The sequence below is a fragment of the Thermogemmatispora sp. genome (assembly GCF_019683755.1).
GTDB lineage: Bacteria > Chloroflexota > Ktedonobacteria > Ktedonobacterales > Ktedonobacteraceae > Thermogemmatispora.
Window position 1 is genome coordinate 13074 of record NZ_JADGHT010000008.1, and the last position, 23413, is coordinate 36486.

A 23413-nucleotide genomic window follows, 5' to 3' on the forward strand; every position below is an offset into this window, starting at 1 on the left:
ATAGGATGGGAAGGATCAAGGCACGCTCTCTTCTCAGTGGGCAGAAAGGAGCAGCGTCGCAGGGTGCTCCAGCAGGTATCTGATCCGTGCCAGGAAACGCGCCGCCGGCTCGCCATCGATTAGACGGTGATCGAAGGTCAGGCTTAGACCCAGTCGGCTATAGCGCTGGAAGCCATCGGCGCCGGCCCGCACCTGCTCGCAAATGCGCCCTACGCCCAACACGGCCCCTTGTCCCCTGGGCAGGATGGGCGTGAAGTAGTCCACTCCTTGCGCTCCCAAATTGGTGATGGTAAAGGTCGCCCCCACGAGGGCGTCGGGCAGCAGTCTACCGCTGCGAGCCTGCTCAGCGAGGACCTGTAGCTCCGCGCTGATCTCTGCAAGGCTTTTGCGGTCCGCTCCTTGAATCACTGGGACAAGCAAGCCATCCTCCAGGGCCGTGGCAACACCGATGTTGATCTCTCGATACAGGCGAATCTCGTCTCCCACAAGGGCCGCATTGAGCCGGCGATGCTCTCGCAAGGCACAGGCGACAATTTTGACCAGCAGATGAGTGATGGTGATGGCCGTCCCTCCAAGGCGCTGTTGCTCCTGTTGCAGCTCTTCTCTGAGCCGAAGAGCTTGTGTAACATCGGCCTCCATCATTAGAGTGAGCTGGGCTGTTCCTTGTAAGCTGCTCAGCATATGCTCGGCGATGCGCCGGCGCATAGGCGTCAATGGCTCACGGTCATAGGCTGGCTGGCGTCCCTGCTGCTCCGTCTCACCCGATGATCTGCGCGCCACGTCCTGCGCCGGCGGCATCGCAGCCGAGGCCGGCGCACCCTCCGAGCGGAGCTGCTGCCAGGCACGTAGAACGTCGGCCTTATGAATGCGTCCCCGGGGGCCGCTGCCCTCGACACGCTCTAGCGGTACGCCCAGGTCCTGCGCCATGCGTAAAGCCACAGGCGAGATCTCAAGCCGCCTTCGCCCGTCTCCACCAGCGGTCTCCTGTTTCGGAACAACTGTCCCCCCCCCAGCCGGTTGCGGCTGCCCCCGTGCCGACTCAGGGGCCTGGAGCTGGCGCGAACGTGCGGCCTCCGCCGTCAGCTCTTCCTGCCGTGGCAGAATGCGGGCAATGATGGCCCCCACGGCGACCGTCGTGCCCTCGGGCTGAAGGATCTGTAAGTAGCCATTGCTGGGAGCTTCGATCTCATGGGTGATTTTTTCGGTCTCGATTGTGCAGATGACCTCTCCGGCGTTGACTCGCTCGCCCTGGCGTTTGGCCCACTGGACAATGGTGCCTTCCTGCATAGTCAAGCCCAGGCGAGGCATCATGACCTCGGATTGCACTCCCTCACTTGCCTCACTCATGGCTGCTCCTGAAAATCTGTGCTCGGTCAGCTCGCCCCATTCAGAGATGAAGCCGTTGACCTCATGGTGTGAGTACGCGCTCGACAGCGGCAATGATAGCCGTTCGATCAGGAACGATCGCCCGTTCCAGTGGTGGCGAAAAAGGGATCGGTGCGAAGGCCGCGCCAACGCGTGTGATAGGCGCATCAAGCAAGTAGAAAGCCTCCTCACCAAGAGCGGCCGCTAACTCAGCCCCCACCCCACCACAGCGTGTAGCGCTATGGGCAATTACCAGGCGGCTAGTCTTCTCCAACGAGGTCCGCACCGTCTGCAGATCCAGAGGATTGGCGCTGCGCAGATCGATGACTTCGCAAGAGATTCCGCGCGTGGCCAGCGCTTCCGCTGCCGCCAGGGCCTCACGCACCATGATGCCAATGCTGGCAATGGTCACATCCTGACCCTCACGCTTGACAGCAGCGCGCTCCAGCGGCAAGACGTACTCTTCATCTGGTACCTCCTCAGCCAGACCGTACAGGGTTCGGTTCTCGACCACAATCACCGGGTTGTCATCACGGATCGCTGCTTTGAGCAGGCCTTTGGCTTCGTAGGGACCAGAGGGCATGACGACTTTGAGGCCAGGCACATGGGTCAGCCAGGCCTCCAGGCTTTGGGCATGCTGCGGGCCGGCGCTGTCGCGATAACCAGTCTGAGTGCGCACAACCAGCGGCAGCCTGGCCTGTCCTCCTGTCATGTAGCGCATCTTGGCCGCCTGGTTGACAAGCTGGTCCATGACCAGCGCCAGGAAATCCATGAACATGACTTCAACAACTGGGCGCAGTCCGAGCGTGGCGGCGCCGATGGCCAGCCCAACGACCGCCGCCTCACTGATCGGCGTATCGCGAACACGCTGCGGACCAAAGCGTTCCTGCAGGCCGCGCGTGGCCCCAAAGGGGCCGCCAGGCGCCCCGACGTCGACGCCGAGGAGACAAACCGCCGGATCACGCTCCATTTCCTCACACAGGGCCTCATTGACCGCACGCACATAGCGTTTTTCGGCCACAGCAATTGCTCCTTTGCTAACCCAGGTAGTAGTTGAGCTTGAATTAGCGCGAAGTAGCTCAGCCTGCCTCAGATGGCTGGTAAAGCACATCCTCTAGCGCTGAGGCAGGATCAGGAAAGGCCGCCTCTTGAGCATAGGCAATGGCCTCGGCTACTGCTTCACGGGCCTGAGCTGCCAAGGCGGCTTCTTCGCTCTCGCTGAGGAGAGCCTCACGCCGGAGACGTTCCGCAAAGAGGCGGAGCGGATCATGAGCCGCCGCTTCCTGCAGCTCGCTTGGCGAACGATAGCGCTGGGGATCACCTTCGTAGTGGCCACGCAGACGCCAGGTCAGGCACTCTACCAGAGCCGGCCCCTCACCAGCACGGACCCGCTTGAGCGCCTCGCATACAGCAGCCCGCACGGCCAGCGGGTCCTGCCCGTCTACACGCCAGGCCGGCAGGCGATAAGCAGCGGCCCGCTCAGTCACGCTTTCGACAGCAGCGTGTACACTCAGAGGCGTAAATTCGGCATAGCCGTTATTCTCGCAGAGCAAGAGGAGTGGCAAGCGCCAGAGAGCGGCAATATTGGCTGTCTCATGAAAGATTCCGGTATTGACGGCCCCGTCGCCGAAGACCGCGACCGCTACCTGCTGCCGTCCCTGCAACTGCAAGGCCCAGGCCGCCCCCGCCGCATGGGGCAGGCCGGCCCCGACAACACCATTGGCTCCCAGGACCCCTACTTCAAAAGCAGCAATGTGCATTGAGCCACCCCGTCCCCGACAATAGCCAGCCGCCTTGCCGAAAATCTCCGCCGCCACCCGTTTCAGATCGGCCCCCTTGGCAATGACATGGCCATGCCCCCGATGTGTGACATACAGATAGTCATCGCGCTCCAGGGCGCTGGCCAGCCCCGCCGCTACTGCCTCCTGACCGATAGAGAGATGAATAAAGCCAGGAATATGCTTGGCGGCAAAATGATCACGCACTGCCTCCTCAAAAGCTCGAATTATCAGCATGGTCGCCAGCAGGTGGCGCGCTACTTCTCCATCAAGCTGCTCAGCAGGCAAGACCTCGCCTCCTCTCCAATCCAAAGAAACAGATTTGACCCCAGAGGGCAGACGGGCAGCAGCAGGAAGGAGAGGGCGCTCGCCCCTCTGCCCGCCGTCTGCCGCCTGTTCCTCTATCCAAGCCCAACCAGGGCAGCGTAACCCTCCCTAACTGCCCACGGAACTGGGAGTCGGCACCGTTAGCAAGCGTATCAGCTCCTGAACATCGTGGCACTGCTCTAGCGAGCGAATCAGCTCTATCAGGCGCTGGGTCGCCTCTGGTGTCAGAGGCAGGTCAGGCTGCAGCTCCCTGATCAGCTCTAGCTCGCGCGCAAAGTCCCAGGCATAGTAGCTGGCATCAATCCGCAGCTCCTGCTCCAGCGTACGACCATCGACAAGATGGACAGCCAGGCGCAGCGAGAGCGGTGGCATATCCTGACGGGCACGCATCTCCAGCTTGTCGATCAGAGCGCGCGTGGCCTCATCATCAAAATGCCTAAGTGCAGCGAAGGAGAACGAGCGATGAGCCAGGGCCCAGGCCACACAGAAAGGCGCACTCATTTGCGTCTGCTCCACCGTTGTAAAGGGCCCGGTGTAGGCCATCCCTGGATAATTGGCCTCGTAGGAGTTCATCTCCAGCTCGACACGCGCAATAGCCTCTGGAGACAGCTCCTGCTCTCGCACCAGCGCCAAAGCCGCCGTGATCGGGCTTTGATTGAAGGCACAGACCGGATAAGGCTTGAACGTTACATTGAGAATCTCCCAGGTGCGTCCCAGATGACTCACCACGCGCTCCAATCCTTCGCGTGTCCCAGCAAAGGCCTGATAGAAACCGGCAGGCCCCTCTAGGGCGATGGCCGAGGCTCGCGCCCCCTCGCGCCCCAGCAAAGCAGCCAGCAGACCATTACGCGCCGCCACGCCATTCTCAAAGTGCCATTCCATGGTACCCGAGGCAAACGATTGCGTCGTCCCCCCAGCAAAAGCCGAGGCAAAGCCAAGGGCCGCTGCTAGTTGCTCCTCGCTCAGGGCCAGCGCTTTACCCGCCGCTGCCGCCGCTCCAAAGACCCCATAGATGGCACTGGCGCGAAAGCCGCGCGGCGTTGTCAACGCCGTGAAATCGCGGCTGACCGCCGCCAAGACCTCATAGCCAGCCACCAGCGCCGTCAGGAAGGCCCGCCCATCCAGAGGACGTAGCTCGCTCGCCGCCAGCAGGGCAGGAATAATCATTGTACCCGGGTGGGCTGTCCCATGCGTATCCTCTTGGACGCGCCCATGCAAGATCACCCCATTGGCAAAGGCTGCTCCCGCCAGGCTCGCCCGCAGCGACGAGCCAATCACAGGCGCGCTCACCTCACTAGTGCCAGGCTCGGCCAGCCTCACCAGGCGGCGAGCAATCTGGGCATACTCCAGCTCAGAGCCGGCCAGTCCCACTGCCAGACCATGCAATAAGCAGGTCTTGGCCTTATCAATCACCTGGGCAGGCAACGCCTCATAGCTGAGGTTGGTCACAAACTGCGCAAGCTCCGCGCTCAGCGTTCTTTCCATTGAGACCCTCCTCTCCTTGGGTACTCACTCAGTCACCTGCTCACCCCTGAGCAGTGGCATCCGCCTGCTCGCCCTGGGCCGCATCAGCCCTTGACACGACACACCTTGGGAGGCGAGCAAGCAGATCAAGACGTTCTACCCTATCAGTCAGTCGTCCAGCAGGCTAGCTGGCAGGCTGACTGGAACTGGCCCCTTTGGCCGAGGCGGCGAGATCCTCAGCGACACGCAGACGTAGCTCTCGCTTCAGCACCTTGCCCGAAGGATTGCGCGGTAGCGCTTCGATGAAAAAGATATGATGCGGGACCTTAAAGCGGGCCAGCTTAGCCTGACAAGCAGCACGCAGCTCCTCGGCAGTCACCGTCTGACCCGGCTTCACCACCACATAGGCCACCGGCACCTCACCCCAGCGCGGATGCGGCATTCCCACGACCGCCGCCTCCAAAACGCGCGGGTCCTCATAGAGCACCCGTTCAACTTCGAGCGAAGCGATGTTCTCGCCACCGCTGATAATCATGTCCTTCTTGCGATCAACAATGTAGAGATAGCCCTCTTCGTCAAGATAGCCGATGTCACCAGTGTGGAACCAACCATTGCGTAGGGCCGCCGCCGTGGCCTCGGGGTCCTTCCAATAACCTTTAAAGACCTTCGGACCACGTAGCACGATCTCCCCCGGCTGGCGCGGTGGCAGTGGCTGATCGTTCTCATCAACAATACGCAGCTCTAGATGGAGACAAGGCTTGCCGACCGAGCCGATCTTTTCAATGGTCTTGGCCTTATCGAGATAGGTATCGCCCGAGACCGTCTCGGTCAGACCATAGGCATCAGCAAACCAGGCCTGGGGGAAGAGCGAGAGCAACTTCTCAATGAGCGGAATGGGCATTTTCTCGCCACCATCGATGATGAAGCGAACCGAGCTGAGGTCGTAATTCCAGATGCCTTCAGCCTGCAGCAACATATTGATCATCGATGGCGGCAGCCACATATTGGTGACACGCTCGCGCTGCACGGCCTCTAACAAGGCCAATGGCTCAAACTTGCGCAAGATAACCACGCTGCCACCTGCATAGAGGACCGAGGTCGCCGGCAGATCTAACCCCCCTACGTGATAGAGCGGTCCCACAATGAGCGTACGATCCGCCGCCGTGATGCCGAAGAGCGTGATTTGAGCGATGTTCTTCCAATAAAGATTGCCATAGGAGATCATGACCCCCTTGGGATAAGCCGTCGTCCCAGAGGTGTACATAAGCCGATGCAAATCATCGCTCCCTACCTCTACTGCTGGCACATGTCGCCCCCGATGGGCCGCGACCAGCTCATCGTAGACCAGCCAGCCAGCGGGGACGTCCTCTCCCACGCCAAGCACAGAGTGCAGACCCGGACAACGCCCACGAACCGCCTCAACGACAGGGGCAAACTCACGCTCACTCACAAGGAGCTTGGCTTCGCTGTGATTGAGGATATAGACCAGCTCTTCGCCTACAAGCCGCCAGTTGACCGGCAGCGCTACTGCCCCCAGCCGGTTCACAGCAATGATGGTCTCCAGAAACTCAGGGCAGTTCTTGAGAAGAATAGCAACAATATCGCCAGCCTCCAGGCCACGCTCCTTGAGAGCACAGGCAAGGGCCTCACAGCGCTCCTGAAGCTGACCATAGCTGAGCCGCCGCCCCTCGTAAATCATGGCTTCTCGCTCAGGATGCCGTTCCGCGTAGTGCTCAATTACACTGCTGAAATTGAAGGTCATGACGCGCTCCTTTGCCAGCTCGCCAGGCCACAGCTCAGCAGGTAGATCGCCCCTTTGCGCGCTGATACCCGGCAAGCACCTTCCTTCCAGGTTGCTGGACCGCAGAGATAGAGGAGAAGGCCTCACAACGTAGCGCAGCGCCTCTCCGCCAGCCCGCTGACAGAGAGGATAGTCTGGCTCCTTGGCAAGCACGTATGCGCTGCTTGCCGACCGACCAATCGGTCTGTTTGGCGGAAGTATAACATAGCCTGCAATTTGGCGTCAAGAGTTAGTGTAAGTTTCGCACGGGCTAAGATCGCATTGAGCTAGATTTTATCTGACACGGATGTTGCACTAGAAACTGATACTGGACGACTTTTAAAAGTGCTATGTCTGATAGACTCTTGACGGGGGCTCTTCGCCTATGCTATACTTCCAACCGACTGGTCGGTCGCATAGCGGCGACGCGCCCACAGTAGACGCTGCTATCTGGCGCTGCGCAGCTCATGAGCGGCCTGCTCTTCAGGAGGGCAGACGTCTGAGCGCTGACGTCAGGGTAGCGTATTGTCGGCCTGGTCTCGTCTGGCCTGGCCCGCACAGAGAGGACGTGCGGCCTTCGTTCAAGGGAGGTCTAAGTAAGAATGAGCGTCTACCCACGGTCCAGTGAGCCTTTCCTCTTCGTCCACAAGGAGCCTGTCCAGGGCCAATGCCCGGAGTGTGGCAGCCACAACCTGCGGCGTTACCCCGTGCTGAGCGAAGGCGGCTGGTGGCTGGTGACGAAATGCCAAGACTGCCTCTATAGCCTTGAGCGCCAGCGCTGGGGCCGCCTCGGCTCCATTCAGCTTCTCTCCGAGACACTCTAGCTGGCTTGTTCATGGTGAGCGGCGTCTCATCCTTGTACTTGATTGACTTCACTGGGAGTAGAGTCGCCTCGCTTCAGTATTTCTTCCGAGGAGTCTTCCTATGCTTGCAGTCGATGTTGGCGGCACCTTCACCGATGTTGTGGCCCTCACTGACCACACGATCAAGGTGACCAAGGTCCCTACCAATACTCTGGAGACGGAGCGCTCGGTGCTCGAAGGCGCACGTCTGCTCGATGTCGCTCGTAAACCGATCTTCAACCACGCCAGTACTGTTGGTCTGAACGCCATTATTACCCGCCGCTTGCCCAAGGTGGCCTTTTTGACGACGCTAGGACATCGAGACATCCTGGACATGGGACGCACGTGGCGCCCGCTTGATGCCTTGACAGATCCTGGCTGGCGTCGTCCCTTTGGTGATGCCGCTGCTCCCCTGGTTCCTCGTTATCTGCGCCGAGGGATTAGCGAGCGTATCACCGCTGATGGCAGTGTGCTGATCCCGCTCGACGAGGCTCAGGCCCGCGAGCAACTAGCCATTCTCAGGAAATGCCATGTTCAGGGCGTGGCTATCTGCCTGCTCAACGCCTACGTGAATCCTCAGCATGAGATCCGCCTGCGCGAGCTAGTGCGTGAGGAGCTGGGTGATATCCCTTGTTCGATCTCTTCCGAGGTCTCTCCTCTGGCCAAGGAGTATGCCCGTGCTTCGACGACCCTGATCGACGTGCTGATGAAGATCATTTTCTCACAGTATTCGCATAATCTGCTCTCCGGACTACGTGAGGCCGGTTTCGCTGGTCAGGTGAATTTCGCCGACTGCGCTGCGATGCTGCGTCCGGCAGAGATTGCGATGGAGCAGCCTTTCCGCATTGTCTTCGCCGGGCCAGCCGCGGGAGCGGTCTCTAGTGCCCACTTCGGACGCCTGATCGGCGAGGAGAACTTGATCTGCTGCGATATCGGCGGAACATCCTGCGATATCAGCGTGGTCACGCGCGGGCAACCAGTAGTGAATGAGACCTTCGAGCTGGAGCATGATCTGCTGGTGAATGCCCTTTCGATCGAGATCGCCAGCATCGGGGCCGGCGGCGGGAGCATCGTCTCTATTTCTCCTTCCGGCGAGATGCGTGTCGGACCAGAGAGCGCCGGCGCCGATCCTGGCCCGGCCTGCTATGGCAAGGGCGGCACGGCCCCCACTCTGACCGATACCTGCCTGCTGATCGGCATCCTTGATCCCGAGCGCTTCCTCGGCGGACAGATGCGTCTTGATGTGGATCTGGCGCGCGCGGCCTTCGAGCGCTTGCCGACTTCGTTGAGTCTGGAGAAGCGCATCGAGTACGCCTATAAGATCGGTCTCAATAATATCGCCGAGGGCCTGCTGGATATCACGATTAAGCAGGGCATCGATCCACGCGATTATAGTTTGATCGCTTACGGCGCAGCCGGCCCGCTCTTCCTGCCGGCGATCCTCGAGCAGATCAAGGCTAAGCGGGTGATTGTTCCTCCCTATCCCGGCTTCTTCTCGGCGCTCGGGCTGCTTAGCTCCGATCTGGTCTACTCCGACAGCCGCAGCGCTTATATGGTTCTGACTCCGGAAGTTGCCCCGACCATCGCTCAGATCTATCACGCCATGGAGGAAAAGTTACTGGCGCGTATTCCGGGCGATAAAAGTCAGGTGCGCATCTTGCGCAGCTTCGACGGGCGCTTGCTTGGCCAGACCTGGGAGACCCCCTTTGTGGAGGTGCCTGCTGGCGAGATTACGGCTGAGACGATCGCGACGATGATCGAGAACTTCCATCGCGTCTATGAGCAGCGTTCAGGCAATCGCTTCGAGGCGATTCCGGTCCAGAGTGTGACCTATCGCGTGCAGGTCGTGGTTCCTTCTCAGAAGGTAGAATATCCTTTCCTGGGAGAGGGCCAGCCGCATGAGGTGGCTCCCGAGCACTGGACGACGCTGCGCTATCTCGGCAATGGTGAGCTGCGGGTCGCCGAATATGAGCGGGCCCACCTGACAAGTGGGGCCATTGTGCGTGGCCCGGCGATTATCCGTGAACCAACGTCTACTATTCACGTGGTCGCCGGTCAGGTGGCCCGTGTTGGTTCATGGGGCGAGGTTATCATTGAGCCTGTTGCTTCCTAGGACCTTCTGCTCTAGGCGCAACGGGGAGGGGCCGTCTGGCTGAGTACGCTACGCTTCGCTTGCTTTGCCGTCGGCCTCTGTCCGTTGCCGCCTCCGCTTTGTTCTGCTCGACTGATCGCTTGTTGTATGCTGCTTAGTGCTTGAGGAGGTTCCTACGATGGTGCGCGTTGAGCCACCGGTGCTTATTAAGGATCTGGACGAGGACGCTTTCCGCGCGCGCTACCACTGTGATCGCTTTACAGCCACAGTGCTTTCTAGCCGCCTGCGCTATATTGTACAGCATATGTGCACCGGCCTGCTGACTAATGCCTTTTCAGTAATTCTACGTGATTGGTACGATTTCGCGAGCACGATTGCTGGTCCACCAGAGCTGGACTATCCGACACCGGCGGTCAGCAATAGTCTGGTTCTCTTCTTGGGGACGATGACCGATGCGGTGCGCAATGCTGTCGAGGAATTCGGACCCCAGAATCTGCAGCCAGGCGATGTGCTGATGTGCAACGATCCCTATCGCATCGGCACTCACGTTAACGATGTCTGCTTTATCCGCCCGGTCTTTTTCGAAGGCCGCTTAGTCGGTTTTGTCAACCTGCAGGCCCACATGCTCGATATGGGCGGCGTGGTTCCGGCTGGTTTCAGTGGCACAAAGCGCAATGTCTATGAGAATGGCCTAGTCATCGGACCCCAGTTGCTCTATCACGGCGATCGTCCGGTGAAGTCAGCCTGGAGCCTGATTTTCGATAATGCGCGCTTTGGCAATCTCATGCTGCCGGATATTAAGACAATCTACCAGAACCTGCGTTTGGGTGAGAATCTGCTACTGGAGACCATCCAGCGCTATGGGGTCGAAAGCTATCTGGGAGCGATCCGCTACGCTTGCGATCTGTCCGCAGAGACCATGCGCCAGGCCTTGGCTCGTCTGCCGGATGGCGAGTTCGAGGGCGAGGATTTCATCGACTGCGATGGCATCGACGATAGTGAGGAGTATCATGTCAAAGTCAAGGTACGCATCCGCGGCGATCGCGCTGAGGTGGATCTGAGTGGCAGCTCACGGCAGGCCCGCACCAGCATTAATGGCGGTTGGTTGGACGCTAAGACGGCGGTGGCAGTCGCTCTTAAGTATTTGCTGGACCCGCGCAGCCCCTTTACATCGGGCACACTGCGCAATGTGGATATTGTCCTGCCAGAAGGCACGTTTTTCAGCGCTATGCCCCCCGATGGCGCGATCTTCCTCTATTGGGAAAGCACACAGCCTTTGTTGTTGGCGATCTTCCGCGCTCTGAAAGACGCTTTGGGGCCGAACGCGGTCGGCGGCGACTATTGTTCGCTCAATATTCATAATGCCAACGGGGTGCGTAACGGTATCCCCTGGGTGACAATGGCGCAGTGCGGCGGTGAACATGGTCCCTGGGGCGCGACCAAGGACGGCGATGCCGATAGCTACATGGTCTTCTATCTGGCGAATAATCTTGATCCGGCAACTGAGGCCATTGAATCCGATTTTCCTTGCGTGGTGCTGCGCAAGGAATACGCGACCGATACCGCCGGTGCCGGTCAGCATCGCGGCGGAGCGGCTGTGGTGAAAGATACGCTGTGGTTGACCGAGGCTGAGCATTATTCGATGCCGCTGCATACAAAGGCTCCTAGTGGCTTCGGTGTCTACGGGGGCAAGGATGGGGCAGTGGGGGCAGTCTGGGTCTGGGAACCCGAGGCCTATGAGCAGGTTCAACGAGCCGGGCTGGTTGGCTTTGATGAAGCCGTCTATCGCCAGGCAACGCCGGTCGCCGGAGTTCTTAACCCTGAGACCCACGCCCTCGATCGTCAGGGACGCTATTTCCACTTCGCCCGCGTGCCGATCTGGCGCACACGTCCCCGCACTATGTTCCGCTATCTGACTAACGGCGGCGGGGGTTGGGGCAATCCGTTGGAGCGACCCCCTGAGCGGGTTCTCCGCGATGTGCGTGATGAGTATATCAGCATTGAGACAGCACGAGAGCTGTATGGTGTTGTGATTCGGGGCGATCCTTACCACGATCCTGAGGGTCTTGAGATCGATTATGAGGCAACGCAGGCGCGGCGCAGCGCAGCCGCCGGCCAGAGCCATTGACAGGCGTTCTATAATCTGTACTGCATGTGAAAGGTGAGACTCTATGGGCCAGCACTTTGCGATCTGCAGGAGCATGCGAGGTCTGCGATCTGCGGTTCCGGCTTCCGCCCCGGCTGCGGTTTCTCCCCGTCCTCCCTAAACTCAAGCCGCCTTTGTCTGCTGCAGGGCAGAAAATCAACTTGGGGCACGCTGATGGTGACTGACAGACTTGTGTTAAGGGAGCAGAGGCCGGCCCCCTGCCTCTCGCCCCGCGCTGAGAGAGGAGGATTCCCGTGGCGCGTAAGCGCGATATCATCGAGGTAGCTGCCCAGTTGTTCGCCCGGCACGGCTACCACGGTACCAGCGTACGTGATCTCTCTGAGGCGCTGGGGCTCGGTAAGGCCAGCCTCTACCACCATATCGAGAGCAAGGACGAACTCCTGTTCTGGGTGCATGAGCAGTTCATTAATCCCTTACTGGAGGAGACAGAGCGACGCCTGAGCGCCGAGATGGACCCACGCGATGCGCTGCGCACTTTGAGCTGTATTCTGATGCGCGTCATCGCTGACTATCGGCCCTACGTGACTGTCTTCTTGAATGAGTGGCGGGCGCTCTCTCCTGAGCGCGCGGCGGCGATTCGGGAGAAGCGCAAGCGCTTCGAGGGCTATATCCGCGCCGCTCTGCAGCGCGGTATCGAGCAGGGCCTGTTTCGCCCCCTGGATGTTTCGGTGACCTGCCTGGGCTTTCTGGGTATGCATAACTACGCCTATCAGTGGCTCAATCCCGAGGGTCGCCTTTCCCCTGAGGAGATCGCCGCTATCTTTAGCTCGATTTTCTTGCGCGGTATCGCACAGGGACCGGGCGAGGTCCAGGGTCAGGCTCCGCCAGCCCCGGCTAGCCCATAAGCTGGCTGAGCGATTATGACATCGGCCAGTTGCACCCTTCGCCTGTTTTCTCATGGATCTCTTGGACTGGACGACGAGCGGTCGGCTCTGACAGGTAGCCTAGCCGTTAGCCAAGCGCAGGGCCTGGCCCTGAGCGCTCGCTGCGGCTGCCACGCTCTAGACGACGTCAGCTCTGCCGTTCGTTCATACGGTGTGAAGTAAGAAAGAAAGCGATGCAGCGAAAGGCGGTTATTTATGGCAGCAGCTCCTGTTAGCGATCGGATTAACCTGAATGGTCAGGTGGCGGTGGTGACCGGTGCAGCCCGGGGTATCGGTCAGGCCACTGCCCGCGTGCTGGCCCGTGAGGGGGCCAGTGTGGCTGCCCTGGATGTGCTGCCGTGCACGGAGACGGTGCAAGCGGTAGAAGCTCAGGGTCAGCGCGCGCTGAGTGTCCAGTGCGACGTGTCTGATGCTCAGCAGGTGCGCCAGGCTCTCGATGAGGTCGTGACCCGTCTCGGTCCCCCTCATATTCTGGTGACCTGCGCCGGCGTGGTCTCGCGGACGGATCTGGAGGCAATGACCGTCGAGGAGTGGGATCGGGTCTTGGCCATCGATCTGCGCGGGACGTTCCTTTGTGTGCAGGCGGTCTATCCTCATATGAAGGCCCGTGGCTACGGGAAGATCGTTTGTGTGGGATCGGTCGCCGCGAAAGTGGGCGGCGTGATCTCTGGTCCGCATTATGTGGCCGCCAAAGGCGGCGTTCACTCTTTCATTAAGTGGGTGGCTAAGGCCGGCGCCCCCCACGCCATCTATGTGAACGCGGTCGCTCCCGGCCCCGTCTGGACCGATATGACTATTGGCCACCCGTATCGGGATGATATGTCTCCTTTGGGCCGCTTGGGCGACCCGCGCGATATTGCTGAGGCGATTCTCTTCCTGGCTTCTCCTGCCTCGAATTGGATCACTGGTTTGATTCTGGATGTGAATGGCGGAATGTTGATGGATTAGGACTTTCCTGCTCTTGATCCTTCTGCGCCTGACTGCTTACCTCGATAACCAGGCGAGCGCGGCGGTACGTTGGCCACTTTGGCCTCACTGCTTGCCACCGCGCTCGCGCTTCAAAGACGGCTTGCCCCCCTGTGCTCGTTCGCCGGCTCCGTCCGTCTGCTGCTCTAGCCTGCCGATTATTCCCGCTCACTGGCTTCATTGCTGAGTTTGGCGCCGAGGTCATGGTGATGCTATCCTGATAGGGCAGAGCGAGAATGGCAGGCAAGAGGGGAGACAGCCTCGTCAGAGCAGCCCAGGCGCGGCAATGATGCCCCGTCGCCTGAGCGGTGGAGATCAGCGGCCCTTCTTTCCCTCCTCTGCCGCGCCAGGCAATGATGAGGGATACGCAGACGATGAATGGTTTTTCCGAGCAATCTGCACAGGATAAGCCTGCGGAGACCTTCTCTTCGCGTCAACATACCTATGTGATTGATCCCGAGAATCCAGGGGAGCTGGCCCGCCTGATGATGCAGGAACGCATCATTACCGAAGGGATGGGCGGCCTCTTCCCGGAGGGCCAGTCACTACCTCCGATGGCCAGGGTTTTGGACCTGGCTTGCGGCCCAGGCGGCTGGGTGCTGGATCTGGCCCGCGCCTATCCCGACGCCGAGGTGATCGGTGTCGATATCAGTCGGGCCGTGGTAGAGTACGCTACTACCCAGGCTCAAACGCGCCGCCTGGCCAATGCCAGCTTTCAGGTGATGAATGTCATGCAGCCGTTGGCCTTCCCTGACGCTTCCTTCGACCTGGTGAATGGTCGCTTGCTCGCGGGCTTTATGCTCCCTGCGGCCTGGCCTCGTCTGCTGGCTGAAGGCTACCGCCTGCTGAAGCCGGGCGGCGTGCTACGCCTGACTGAGGGAGAGCTCTCGCTCACAACTAGTCCAACCCTCAGCGCGCTGCATGAGCTAGGGACACGCGCCTTGAAGCTGGCTGGCCAGAGCTTCTCACCAGATGGGCGCCATGTCGGTATCACGCCGGTGTTGCCGCGCCTGTTGCGTCGGACCGGCTTCCTAGATGTGCGCCTCCACGCGAGCGCTATTGAGTGGTCGATCGATACCCCCGCTTACTATAGCCTCTTTAAGGACTGCATGATGGGATTGGAGTTGATCCGCCCTTTCCTGCTGCGCGCCGGCTTGATTCAACAAGATGAGCTAGAGAGACAGATACAGCAAGCTCTGGCAGAAATGCAGCGAGATGACTTCTGCGCACTCTGGACGCTGGTGACTGTCTGGGGCCAGAAGCCTGCGGCACCCTCCACCTAGGAAGCACTCTTTCTGGCTCTTTGGCCCGGCCTTAACTTGCTCTGCTCTGCGGTTAGGGCTGGGTCCCAAGAGCCAGCAGCAGCAAGAGGATGCTCAGGAGAAAGCCAGTGAGCAGGAGAAAAACGACGAGACGGGCTTGCCGGCTCGTTTCGGCGAGGACGTCAACGGCCAGTAGCAGACTCTCATCGTTGGTAGTCGGCTGGATTGGCTCCGGCATTGAGGCCGATCTGCGCGCGCCTACGCCGCCAGGCCAACGCCCACGCCACTGGCTGAAGTTGGTCAGGCGTGGCCGACCCAGGCCACAGCGCAGGTAGAGATAGCACAGCACCACCAGGCCGCCGAGCAAAAGGATACAGATGATCATGATGAACAGGGCCAGCATCGTGTTGCGCTCCTTTGTTCTGCATGGTGCACATGCGCGCTCTTTTTATTCCAGGGACACGCTTTCACTATCCACACTTTATATGGACGCTCTGCCGCAGGCCACGTGAAAAGGAACCCAATCTGGAGATACTCACGTAAGAAGGTATTGACAAGGTGACAGTCAGCCCTCTCGATGTCTATCTATATACCTGAGATTGTGATAGCCCTGGCTCCTGTGATACAGTACAGGGACGCCAAGAGAACTGCTTAGAGAGACGAGGTGCTCTGTCATGAGTGAGGATGATCAGTTGGAGCAAGCGACCCTTGCTGGTGGTTGCTTCTGGTGCACTGAGGCGGTCTTTAAGCGCGTCAAAGGGGTAGTGAGCGTCACACCGGGCTATGCCGCCTCACGGGTTCCCAATCCGAGCTACGAGCAGGTTTGCTCGGGCCAGACGGGCGCTGCCGAGGCCGTGCAGATCCGCTTTGATCCGCGCGTCATCTCCTACGAGCAGTTGCTTGAGATTTTCTGGCACATCCACGATCCGACGACGCTCAACCGCCAGGGGAATGATATCGGAACGCAGTATCGCTCGGCCATCTTTTATCACAACGATGAGCAGCGGCGCATCGCTCTGGCCTCCAAGGAGGCGCTTGAACAGGCCCACATCTACCGCGATCCGATCGTCACCGAGATCGTTCCCTTCAGCAACTTTTATCCTGCCGAAGATTACCACCGTGACTATTACGATCGCCACCCTAATCAGCCTTATTGTATGATTGTCATTGCTCCGAAGGTGCAGAAGTTGCTGAAGGAGTACGCGCCCGTGGTTAAGGAGAGCTGAGCGAGCCGAGGCTTGCCAGAGAGGCAGAGATAGAGAGAGGCAAGGTCACAAAGCTGCCCCCGGGGGGCTGACAGGTGCCTGGCGTTGAGCCAGCAGGCCAGGCGGTCCAGCCTCGTCCGGGGGCCAGTGTGGTGTCGCCAGGTCCGACCAAGGCAAGAGAACAGAGCAGCATCGAGCTGCGGAGAGAAAGCAGCGACGCTGCCCCCAGTGATCAGGAACCAGGCGGTGACGGTTAGAGAAGAGCTGTCACGCGGCGCAGCTTACCATCGCGCAGGAAGCTGACAATCAGGCGATCGCCAGGCAGATGGCGTCTGACAATGCGCTGCAGATCGCGTGGCTCGGTGACCGGTTCACCGTCGGCAGCGACGATGATATCAAGACGGCGCAGGCCAGCTCGCTCAGCCGGGCTGTCGCGGTGCACCTCCAGTAGCTCCATAGCGCTCACCTGGTTGAGTTGGAGGTTCCGTCGCAGCTCAGGATCGAGCAGAATGCGCATCCCCCCTACCCCCAGGGCCACGCTTCCAGTTCGCGCCGTGTTGCTGTGCGTGATACGAGCAATTGCCCCCTGCAGAGTCTCGAGAGGGATAGAAAAGCCCAGTCCCTGGGCCAATGCCACCATTGCCGTCGTCATGCCGACAACCCGTCCATTGCTGTCGACCAGAGGGCCGCCTGAGTTACCCGGATTGATGGGCGTATCGGTCTGGATCAGGTTGGTAAGGCGACGCCCGCCGCGTCCCTCTAGCGTACGCCCGAGCGCGCTGACCACCCCTGCGGTCACAGTCCAGTTCAGCCCATACGGATTGCCCACGGCAATCACAAGCTGGCCTACACGCAACTTTCCCCGTCCGAACTCAGCGACTGGGAGGCGCTCGGCCCCGATGCGCAGCAGAGCAACATCGGCATCAGGATCAGCCCCGACAAGCCCGGCATCAAAGGAGCGCCCGTCGGCCAGCGTGACACGAATGCGCCGCGCCCCTTCAACTACATGGGCATTGGTCAGCACCTGTCCATCGGAGGCAAAGAGGAAGCCCGAGCCTAGACCGGTCGCGCCGAAGCCAGGGCCACCATACCCTGGAGGGACATACGGCCAGCGCAGCCCGCCGCGCTCAACGTCAATCCGCACGACTGCCGGCCCGACACGCTCCGCCGCCGTCGTGACGGCGCGCGAATAGGCATCAAGGGCCTGTGCATCGCGTTCTTCTGTCTCCATCATAGCTGCCATCGCGCTTTCTACTGTGGAACCCCATTTTTCGCCGAGCGTGCGAGGCTGCGAATCAATGAGATTGCTTCCTATTGTATCACATACACGCTTCAAGGGGCAGAGCGCGCGCCTGGTCCCGGTTCAGCGTCAGGGCGAGCTAGCACAGCGGGTCACACCAGGCCCGCAGAGCAAGCGCGGGCAGAGCCAACAGGCCAGGCACCAGGTAAGCGAGATGCGCCTGACCCGGGGCGGCAACTCCAGCGAGCCAGTAGCCAGGCCAGCCTGCTGGCTGCTCGCGCGCTCTAGCGGCGTCCTTGCTAGAGACTGCCCAAGAGGGCCATAAGTTGCTCCAATTCGCGTCTATCGTCAACCAGCGGCACTAGCGCGACAACCAGCTCATCGAGGCCACGCGCCAGTAGCTCGCGCAGGCGAGCTGCCACAGTCGCCTCGTCTCCCCAGATCACCAGGTTCCTGATCAGTTCTTCAGGCAGGAGACCGTCATCGGAGAGAGGATAGCCGGCGTCAGCAAACATATTGCGGTAGAAAGGCGCGCGCGTATAAAAACCCAGATGGCGACGTGCCGCCTCTAGCACCTGGCCCCAGTCGCTTCCAAGCGCCACGGGGACATGGGCCAGCAATGGTGGCACAGGCCGTCCGCGCGAGGCTGCCCCTTCGGCCAGGGCCGGCTTGGCCTTTTCTAGCAGATAGGGATGGGGGCACATCCAGGAAATGGCGCCGTCCGCTAGCTCGCCCGCCAGACGGAAAGCCCGCGAGCGCAGCGCGGAGATCAGAATTGGCACGCGCCGCGGCTGAGCAAAAGCAGCGTGCGCCGTGTAAAACCGCCCTTGAAAGTCAACCTGTCCTTCCCACAGCGCCGCACGCAGGATGGTCAGATACTCGCGGAGCTGCTCCAATGGCTCAACCATTGAGAAGCCATAGACACCCTCAATGGCATGGCGATGGCTTGTCCCTATGCCAAGACGCAGGCGCCCCGGTCCCAGCTCTTCCAGCGTGTAGGCCTGCTGGGCCATGACCAGAGGATGACGAGGATAGGTCGGCACAATTGCCGTACCCAGACGGATGCTTTGGGTCTGCACCAGGGCTGCGGCAAACAACGTAAGGGTGTCTACTGTGGTCGGGAACTGGGTCATCCAGAGTTGGCGTATGCCAGCCTTCTCCGCCTGCTGCAGCCTCGCCAGCATATGAGAGCCACTGGTGTGCCCAAAGAGCGCTAAGCCAACACGCTCACGGGCTGGCCTCTCAGTTCTCTCAGACTCGTGAGCCGCAACAGGATTCTGTTCGTGCATAGGGCTTCCCTCCTTTCTTACCTGGCAGCTCCTCGCGATCGCTGCCAGCACTTGTGCAAGAGGAGAGCAGCCCCGACAGGCTCTCTCCTGCCATGCACCATAGCACCCACCTCACCGCCCTGTCAAGCAAAGAAGGCGCCCAAGGCCGCGAAGCCACTTTCGCCGGCCCGGTCCCCGCCAGCGATCAGAGCAGGCACGGGCCGGCACCTACCCCGCCGCTGGTTGCCGTCGTTGGTTGACTCCCGCCCGGTACTCGCGCATCACCAGCTCGGTCAGTTCCTCGACAGAGGTCTGCGCCGCCGGCTTATCCAGCACAATACGCCCGTGCTGGAGCAGATTGACCCGGTCACAGATCTCTAGAACCTGCGCATAATTGTGGGCGATCATAATGATCGAGACCTGGCCCTCATTCTTGAGTGTGCGAATGAGATTCATAATCAGGCTGCCTTCCTTCGCCCCCATCGCTGCCAGTGGCTCATCCAGCAGCAAGATGCGCGCCTGCGAGTAGACTGCGCGCGCAATGGCGATCGATTGCCGCTGGCCTCCTGAGAGCCGGGCCACCTCGATATCAACCGAAGGGATATTGACCCCCATGCTCTCCAGATACTCGCGCGCCAGACGCCGCATGCGCCGATTATCGAGCAGGGGGAAAGGCTTCAGCAGCGATTCTCGTTTAAGAAACATATTATGATAAACACTCAGTTCATTGATCAGGGCAAGGTCCTGATAGACGGTTTCAATGCCCAGAGAACGAGCATGGGAGACGGAGTGCAGACGGACCTCTGTTCCATCGATAAAGATGCGGCCCTCGTCTGGCTGCAGGAAGCCCGTCAGAATCTTGATCAAGGTCGACTTGCCGGCGCCATTATCCCCAACCAGGCCCAAGACCTCACCTTGGCGCAGATAGAGACTGACGCCATTGAGAGCCGTCACCGCCCCAAAGCGCTTGACCAGTCCCTCCGTACGGATCACTTCTGGCGTTGTGAACTCGCTCATTCGCGCCCTGCCTCTCGCCATAGTCGCAGGCGAACATTCAAAATCATGGCCACGAGGATCGCCGCTCCCAGGATAATATCGAAGGTGAAAGCACTCACGCCGAGCAGGGTAAAGCCATCACGCAGAATCGAGAGCACCAGCGTGCCCAGGAAGGCCCCGATAATCGTCCCCAGGCCACCGGTGAGAGCTGTGCCGCCAATGACAGCCCCCGCCACTGCCAGAAACATGATATCGGTGCCGCCCGCCTGGGGATCGATCGAGGTAATGCGAAAGGCCTCTAGCGTTCCGGCAAAGCCACCAAGCACGCTGCAGAGCATGAAATTACCGATCTTAATGCGAGCTACATTCACCCCCACCTCGCTCGCCCCCAGCAAGTTGCCACCGGTTGCAATCGTATGCAGCCCCCAGCGTGTCCAGGAGAGCACGATCTGCATGACGATGGCGATAGCAATGGCCCAGATAATTTCCGAGTAGGAGGCATGGCCCAGCACCTCATCCACCAGGCCCTCCGAGGGCGTCAAGACAGGGAAGCCCTGCGAGATGGTCAAGGTGAGGCCATTGATCAGAAAGAGGGTGCCCAGCGTAGTGATGAAAGAAGGTACCCTGAGCGCGACGGTAATCAGGCCATTGAACAGCCCGACAAGCGCACAGACAATCAGCCCCAGGATCAGCCCCACTATAAGCGGCAGACCAGCCTCCTGTTTGGCAAAGTACATGATAAAAGGAGCCAAAGCATAGACCTGGCCCACCGAGAGATCAATTTCACCGCAGATGAGCAGCATGACCTCCCCAGCGGAGATGATGGCAGTTGCTGCCACAAATTGGGAGAGCGTCCTGATGTTCTGCGCTGAGAGGAAGGCCGGCTTAGAGAGCTGGAAGTAAATGATGAGGGCTATGGCCACGACCACAATACTGGCCTCACGCTGCCTTAGAAAGAGACGGGCCAGCCTTAGCCAGGGACTGGGCCGCTCCGGCGTTGGTTCCGGCTCCTCCTCCATCGGAGGAGCAACAAGAACATTCTCGGCCATTGCGATGCTCCTTCCTGTTGTGTACTGCCTTCGGACCTATCCTATCGTCTCCCGCCAGCGCCCGCCTTAGCACCTTCCTTCTGCTAGCTCACCTGGCGCGACGTCACTGCACGAGCGGCTAGCGCGACGCTTCTTCTCTATAGATGTGTTCGAAGGAGCGGGCCGTGACAGTATGCCCCATAACGAATCTGTAAGCCTCGCTGCCTTCTCACTTCTCTTTAGCAAAGAAGAATTTGTCGCCCGTTGCATTGGCTTGGGAGCCAGATGCCAGATCAAAGGGACATCCAGCGCGCCAGACTGACAGATCAGGCTGACAGCCCATCTGGTGTTAGCCACCAGTCTAGCAGGGGGCCAGGCGAAGTGGCAAGATGGTCAGGGTCAAGGCCATAGCCCGCCGGCTGGCCCCCTGGTGATAGACTGAGATCACGAGCGTGGGACAAGCTGCTCTTTAGACGAGCTGCCCTCGAAGCGCGTTTGGGTGCGCAGATAGGGGCCGACGTTCTCCTTGGTAACAAAGAGCAGGCCCGTGTCGGTGTCGGAAGGCACCATCAGGCCGCCCGAGAGCAGGTAAAGGAAGAGTTGAATGACCGGATAGAAGCCTTGTAAGTAAGGCTGCTGATCAATCGTGAAGTCAAGGTTACCAGCCTGGATCTCCTGGAGTGTCTTGGTCAAGAGATCGTAGCCGCCGCCATGTACACCTTTAGCCGCCAGGTTATATTTCTCCATTACCTGGGCAACGCCCTGGGTACTGCCCGCGTCGACGGCAAACATGCCCTTGATGTTGGGATGGCCCAGATAATAGGCTTCAATGCGCGATAGCTCCTCCTCAACCTGGGCCCCGGTGGCGACCTCGACAAAGTTGATGGGCGCCTTAGAGTCAAGAATGGCCTGCTTGGCCCCGTCAATGCGCGGCTGGATGTTGAGCGAGCCAGGAGTGGCGATGAAGCCAACAACGTCACCGCTGCCTACGAGGGAGACGATGCGCTGCCCCATGCGATAGCCCGACTGGTAGAGGTCCTGACCGATGTAGGCCAGGCGCCTGTTCTTACTGCCGGCTGGCGCATCGGCATTGTAGGCCACAACGGGAATGCCCGCATCGAGAGCGCGATTGACGGGTTCATCGAAGGCTGTGGGATCGATGATAGAGACGGCAATGCCGTCGGCCTTGGCGGCAATGGCAGCGTTGAAGGCGTCGACCATCTCCTTAACAAGACTGTTGGCCGACCCTGTCCACTGATAGGTACAACCGACGAGGGCGCAGGCGTCTTGAATGCCGTACTGGGTGGGGACGAAGAAGGGGTTGGTGGTCACATGGTTGATGAAGACAAAGTTCCATTTGGGATGGCTGGGAAAGTTGCCCGCCACTCCCGTGGGCGAGCTGCTCGATTGCTGGCCTCCGCAGGCCGCCAACGCCGAGGCCAGCGTCGCCCCGGCCCCGCCGGCTAGCGCCGTTTGCAGTAGACGCCGTCGTCTGAGAGGAAGACGCTCGAAATAGGCCGAGAAGTTTGATCCTGCCACGGCTGGACCTCCAGTTCCTTCTAGTCGCCTGACAGACAGAGCAATGGCCTGAAAAGGCTCACCTCACTCCGAGCGAGCGACGAAACTTCACAAGGAGAGCTTCCTCCTTGCCCTTGGCTTGCTTTCCTCGCTTCAGTCGCTGTGCTGGCTGTACCGATCAACTGCGGTCTTCGTGGTCTTTCTCGCGGTTGCCTACGATCTCCTTCGGGTAGGTCGGCGCTTCGCTTTTTACATTGATTGTCCTCTATCAAGCTGGCGGGCGAAGAGAACGAACCCAGGAAAGTAGAGAGAGTTACTCACCTCCTTCTTGTGGGGGGGCTGGCATCTCGCCCTGGCCAGGGCAAGCGCTTACCAGCAGGGCAGAGCCAGCGCTGGTATAGCCCAGGGCCTGGTGCACATCGGCTGTGGTTAGCACAATCAGGTCGCGCATAGCCTCCTCGGCGGTCAGTTCCTGGCGCTGACGAATGGCCTCAGCGACGCGCCGATGGAGCGGCATAGCCCGCTGATTAGCTCCTGGCAGGCGCGCTGTTACCAGGCGACTGGCGCGCAGCGGGGCCGCTAGCGTGGCTACAATGCGCTGTAACAGCTCATTATGGGCCGCTGCACACAGAGCGCTGTGAAAGGCCAGATCAGCTTCAATATATGGCTCGGCCTCCTCGACCAGCTCTTCTAGCCGGTCACATGCTCGCTCGATGATCTCTATCTCCTCAGCAGTCGCGCGTGAGGCTGCCAGCCGCGCCGTCATCGGCTCAAACATGAGGCGCACTTCGCAGACTGCCTCCAGAAAAGCTGGATCAGGCCCCACCTCGTACTGCCAGGTTAGTACATCAGGATCGAGGAGATTCCAGTCCGTCCGGGGACGCACACGCGTTCCCGTACGTGGTCGCGCTTCAATCAGCCCCTTCTCCGCCAGCACTTTGAGCGCTTCGCGCAAGACTGGACGGCTGACGTTGAATTGTTGGCTCAGCTCTGGTTCGCTCAAGAGGGCATCTCCTGGCTGAAACTCCCTGCGCATAATGCTTAACCCAATCTCCCGCACGACCTGCGCGGATAGATTCTGCCGCCTGAGCGAACGGAAGGTTCTCGCCATCTGCCTCCACAATTGTCATACAATTTAACGGTATGATAATATAGGGATGTGGCTTCTGTCAAGCCAGGCGCAAATGACTTCTGCTTCCTAAGAGAGTTTTACTGTTGATCACCTCTGGAG

General features: G+C 60.0%; 19 protein-coding genes. 7 read left to right on the forward strand and 12 right to left on the reverse strand.

From position 1 onward, the window contains the following. Positions 1-33: 33 nt before the first annotated feature. The 5 genes from IRZ24_RS01515 to IRZ24_RS01535 all read right to left on the reverse strand — a co-directional run bounded on the left by IRZ24_RS01515 (position 34) and on the right by IRZ24_RS01535 (position 6696). Entirely contained in the window at positions 34-1347 is a 1314-nt protein-coding gene (locus tag IRZ24_RS01515; protein ID WP_297159901.1) for a dihydrolipoamide acetyltransferase family protein, read from the reverse strand. A gap of 61 nt (positions 1348-1408) precedes the next feature. Next, on the reverse strand, positions 1409-2386 hold the full coding sequence (locus tag IRZ24_RS01520; protein ID WP_297159903.1) for an alpha-ketoacid dehydrogenase subunit beta: 978 nt from the start codon (positions 2384-2386) through the stop codon (positions 1409-1411). A gap of 58 nt (positions 2387-2444) precedes the next feature. Then, positions 2445-3431 (reverse strand): thiamine pyrophosphate-dependent dehydrogenase E1 component subunit alpha, encoded by a 987-nt coding sequence (locus tag IRZ24_RS01525; protein ID WP_297159904.1) that lies wholly within the window; start codon positions 3429-3431, stop codon positions 2445-2447. A 147-nt stretch (positions 3432-3578) separates the two neighbouring features. Then, positions 3579-4955, reverse strand: coding sequence for an MmgE/PrpD family protein (locus IRZ24_RS01530; RefSeq protein WP_297159906.1), 1377 nt, complete (start codon positions 4953-4955; stop codon positions 3579-3581). Positions 4956-5118: 163 nt separating this feature from the next. Next, positions 5119-6696 carry a long-chain fatty acid--CoA ligase gene (locus IRZ24_RS01535; RefSeq protein WP_297159908.1) on the reverse strand — a complete coding sequence of 526 codons (1578 nt, stop codon included), beginning with the start codon at positions 6694-6696 and terminating at the stop codon, positions 5119-5121. 620 nt (positions 6697-7316) lie between these two features. Between IRZ24_RS01535 and IRZ24_RS01540 the strand changes: the two genes are divergently transcribed. From IRZ24_RS01540 to IRZ24_RS01565, 6 genes are all read left to right on the forward strand, one after another. Beyond that, positions 7317-7538 carry a hypothetical protein gene (locus IRZ24_RS01540; protein ID WP_297159910.1) on the forward strand — a complete coding sequence of 74 codons (222 nt, stop codon included), beginning with the start codon at positions 7317-7319 and terminating at the stop codon, positions 7536-7538. Between the two features lie 100 nt (positions 7539-7638). Further along, positions 7639-9669, forward strand: a complete 2031-nt coding sequence (locus IRZ24_RS01545; protein ID WP_297159912.1) for a hydantoinase/oxoprolinase family protein — start codon at positions 7639-7641, stop codon at positions 9667-9669. A 157-nt stretch (positions 9670-9826) separates the two neighbouring features. After that, positions 9827-11776 (forward strand): hydantoinase B/oxoprolinase family protein, encoded by a 1950-nt coding sequence (locus tag IRZ24_RS01550; RefSeq protein WP_297159914.1) that lies wholly within the window; start codon positions 9827-9829, stop codon positions 11774-11776. 272 nt (positions 11777-12048) lie between these two features. After that, complete coding sequence (locus tag IRZ24_RS01555; RefSeq protein WP_297159916.1) at positions 12049-12660, forward strand: TetR/AcrR family transcriptional regulator; 612 nt, start codon at positions 12049-12051, stop codon at positions 12658-12660. Between the two features lie 234 nt (positions 12661-12894). Further along, positions 12895-13647: an SDR family oxidoreductase gene (locus IRZ24_RS01560; protein ID WP_297159918.1), complete on the forward strand. Its 753-nt coding sequence runs from the start codon at positions 12895-12897 to the stop codon at positions 13645-13647. A 392-nt stretch (positions 13648-14039) separates the two neighbouring features. After that, the gene (locus IRZ24_RS01565) at positions 14040-14948 is read left to right on the forward strand and encodes a class I SAM-dependent methyltransferase (RefSeq protein ID WP_297159920.1); all 909 of its coding nucleotides are present in this window, start codon (positions 14040-14042) and stop codon (positions 14946-14948) included. A 52-nt stretch (positions 14949-15000) separates the two neighbouring features. On the opposite strand, the gene IRZ24_RS01570 is transcribed toward IRZ24_RS01565, so the two are convergent. After that, positions 15001-15330 (reverse strand): hypothetical protein, encoded by a 330-nt coding sequence (locus tag IRZ24_RS01570; protein WP_297159922.1) that lies wholly within the window; start codon positions 15328-15330, stop codon positions 15001-15003. Between the two features lie 271 nt (positions 15331-15601). Between IRZ24_RS01570 and msrA the strand changes: the two genes are divergently transcribed. Then, a complete protein-coding gene (msrA, locus tag IRZ24_RS01575; protein ID WP_297159924.1) occupies positions 15602-16153 on the forward strand; it encodes a peptide-methionine (S)-S-oxide reductase MsrA in 552 nt (183 codons plus the stop codon). Positions 16154-16385: 232 nt separating this feature from the next. Here msrA and IRZ24_RS01580 read toward each other — a convergent pair whose 3' ends face one another. From IRZ24_RS01580 to IRZ24_RS01605, 6 genes are all read right to left on the reverse strand, one after another. After that, positions 16386-17366, reverse strand: a complete 981-nt coding sequence (locus IRZ24_RS01580) for a trypsin-like peptidase domain-containing protein (RefSeq protein ID WP_297159925.1) — start codon at positions 17364-17366, stop codon at positions 16386-16388. Between the two features lie 305 nt (positions 17367-17671). After that, positions 17672-18661 (reverse strand): LLM class flavin-dependent oxidoreductase, encoded by a 990-nt coding sequence (locus tag IRZ24_RS01585; protein ID WP_297159927.1) that lies wholly within the window; start codon positions 18659-18661, stop codon positions 17672-17674. A gap of 207 nt (positions 18662-18868) precedes the next feature. Then, on the reverse strand, positions 18869-19657 hold the full coding sequence (locus IRZ24_RS01590) for an ATP-binding cassette domain-containing protein (protein WP_297159928.1): 789 nt from the start codon (positions 19655-19657) through the stop codon (positions 18869-18871). Then, a complete protein-coding gene (locus IRZ24_RS01595; protein WP_366914211.1) occupies positions 19654-20655 on the reverse strand; it encodes an ABC transporter permease in 1002 nt (333 codons plus the stop codon). Before IRZ24_RS01595 ends, IRZ24_RS01590 begins: the two co-directional genes overlap by 4 nt. A 453-nt stretch (positions 20656-21108) precedes the next feature. Further along, entirely contained in the window at positions 21109-22203 is a 1095-nt protein-coding gene (locus tag IRZ24_RS01600; protein WP_297159931.1) for a sugar ABC transporter substrate-binding protein, read from the reverse strand. A 292-nt stretch (positions 22204-22495) separates the two neighbouring features. Further along, positions 22496-23293, reverse strand: coding sequence for a FadR/GntR family transcriptional regulator (locus tag IRZ24_RS01605; protein WP_297159934.1), 798 nt, complete (start codon positions 23291-23293; stop codon positions 22496-22498). Between the last annotated feature and the right edge of the window lie 120 nt (positions 23294-23413).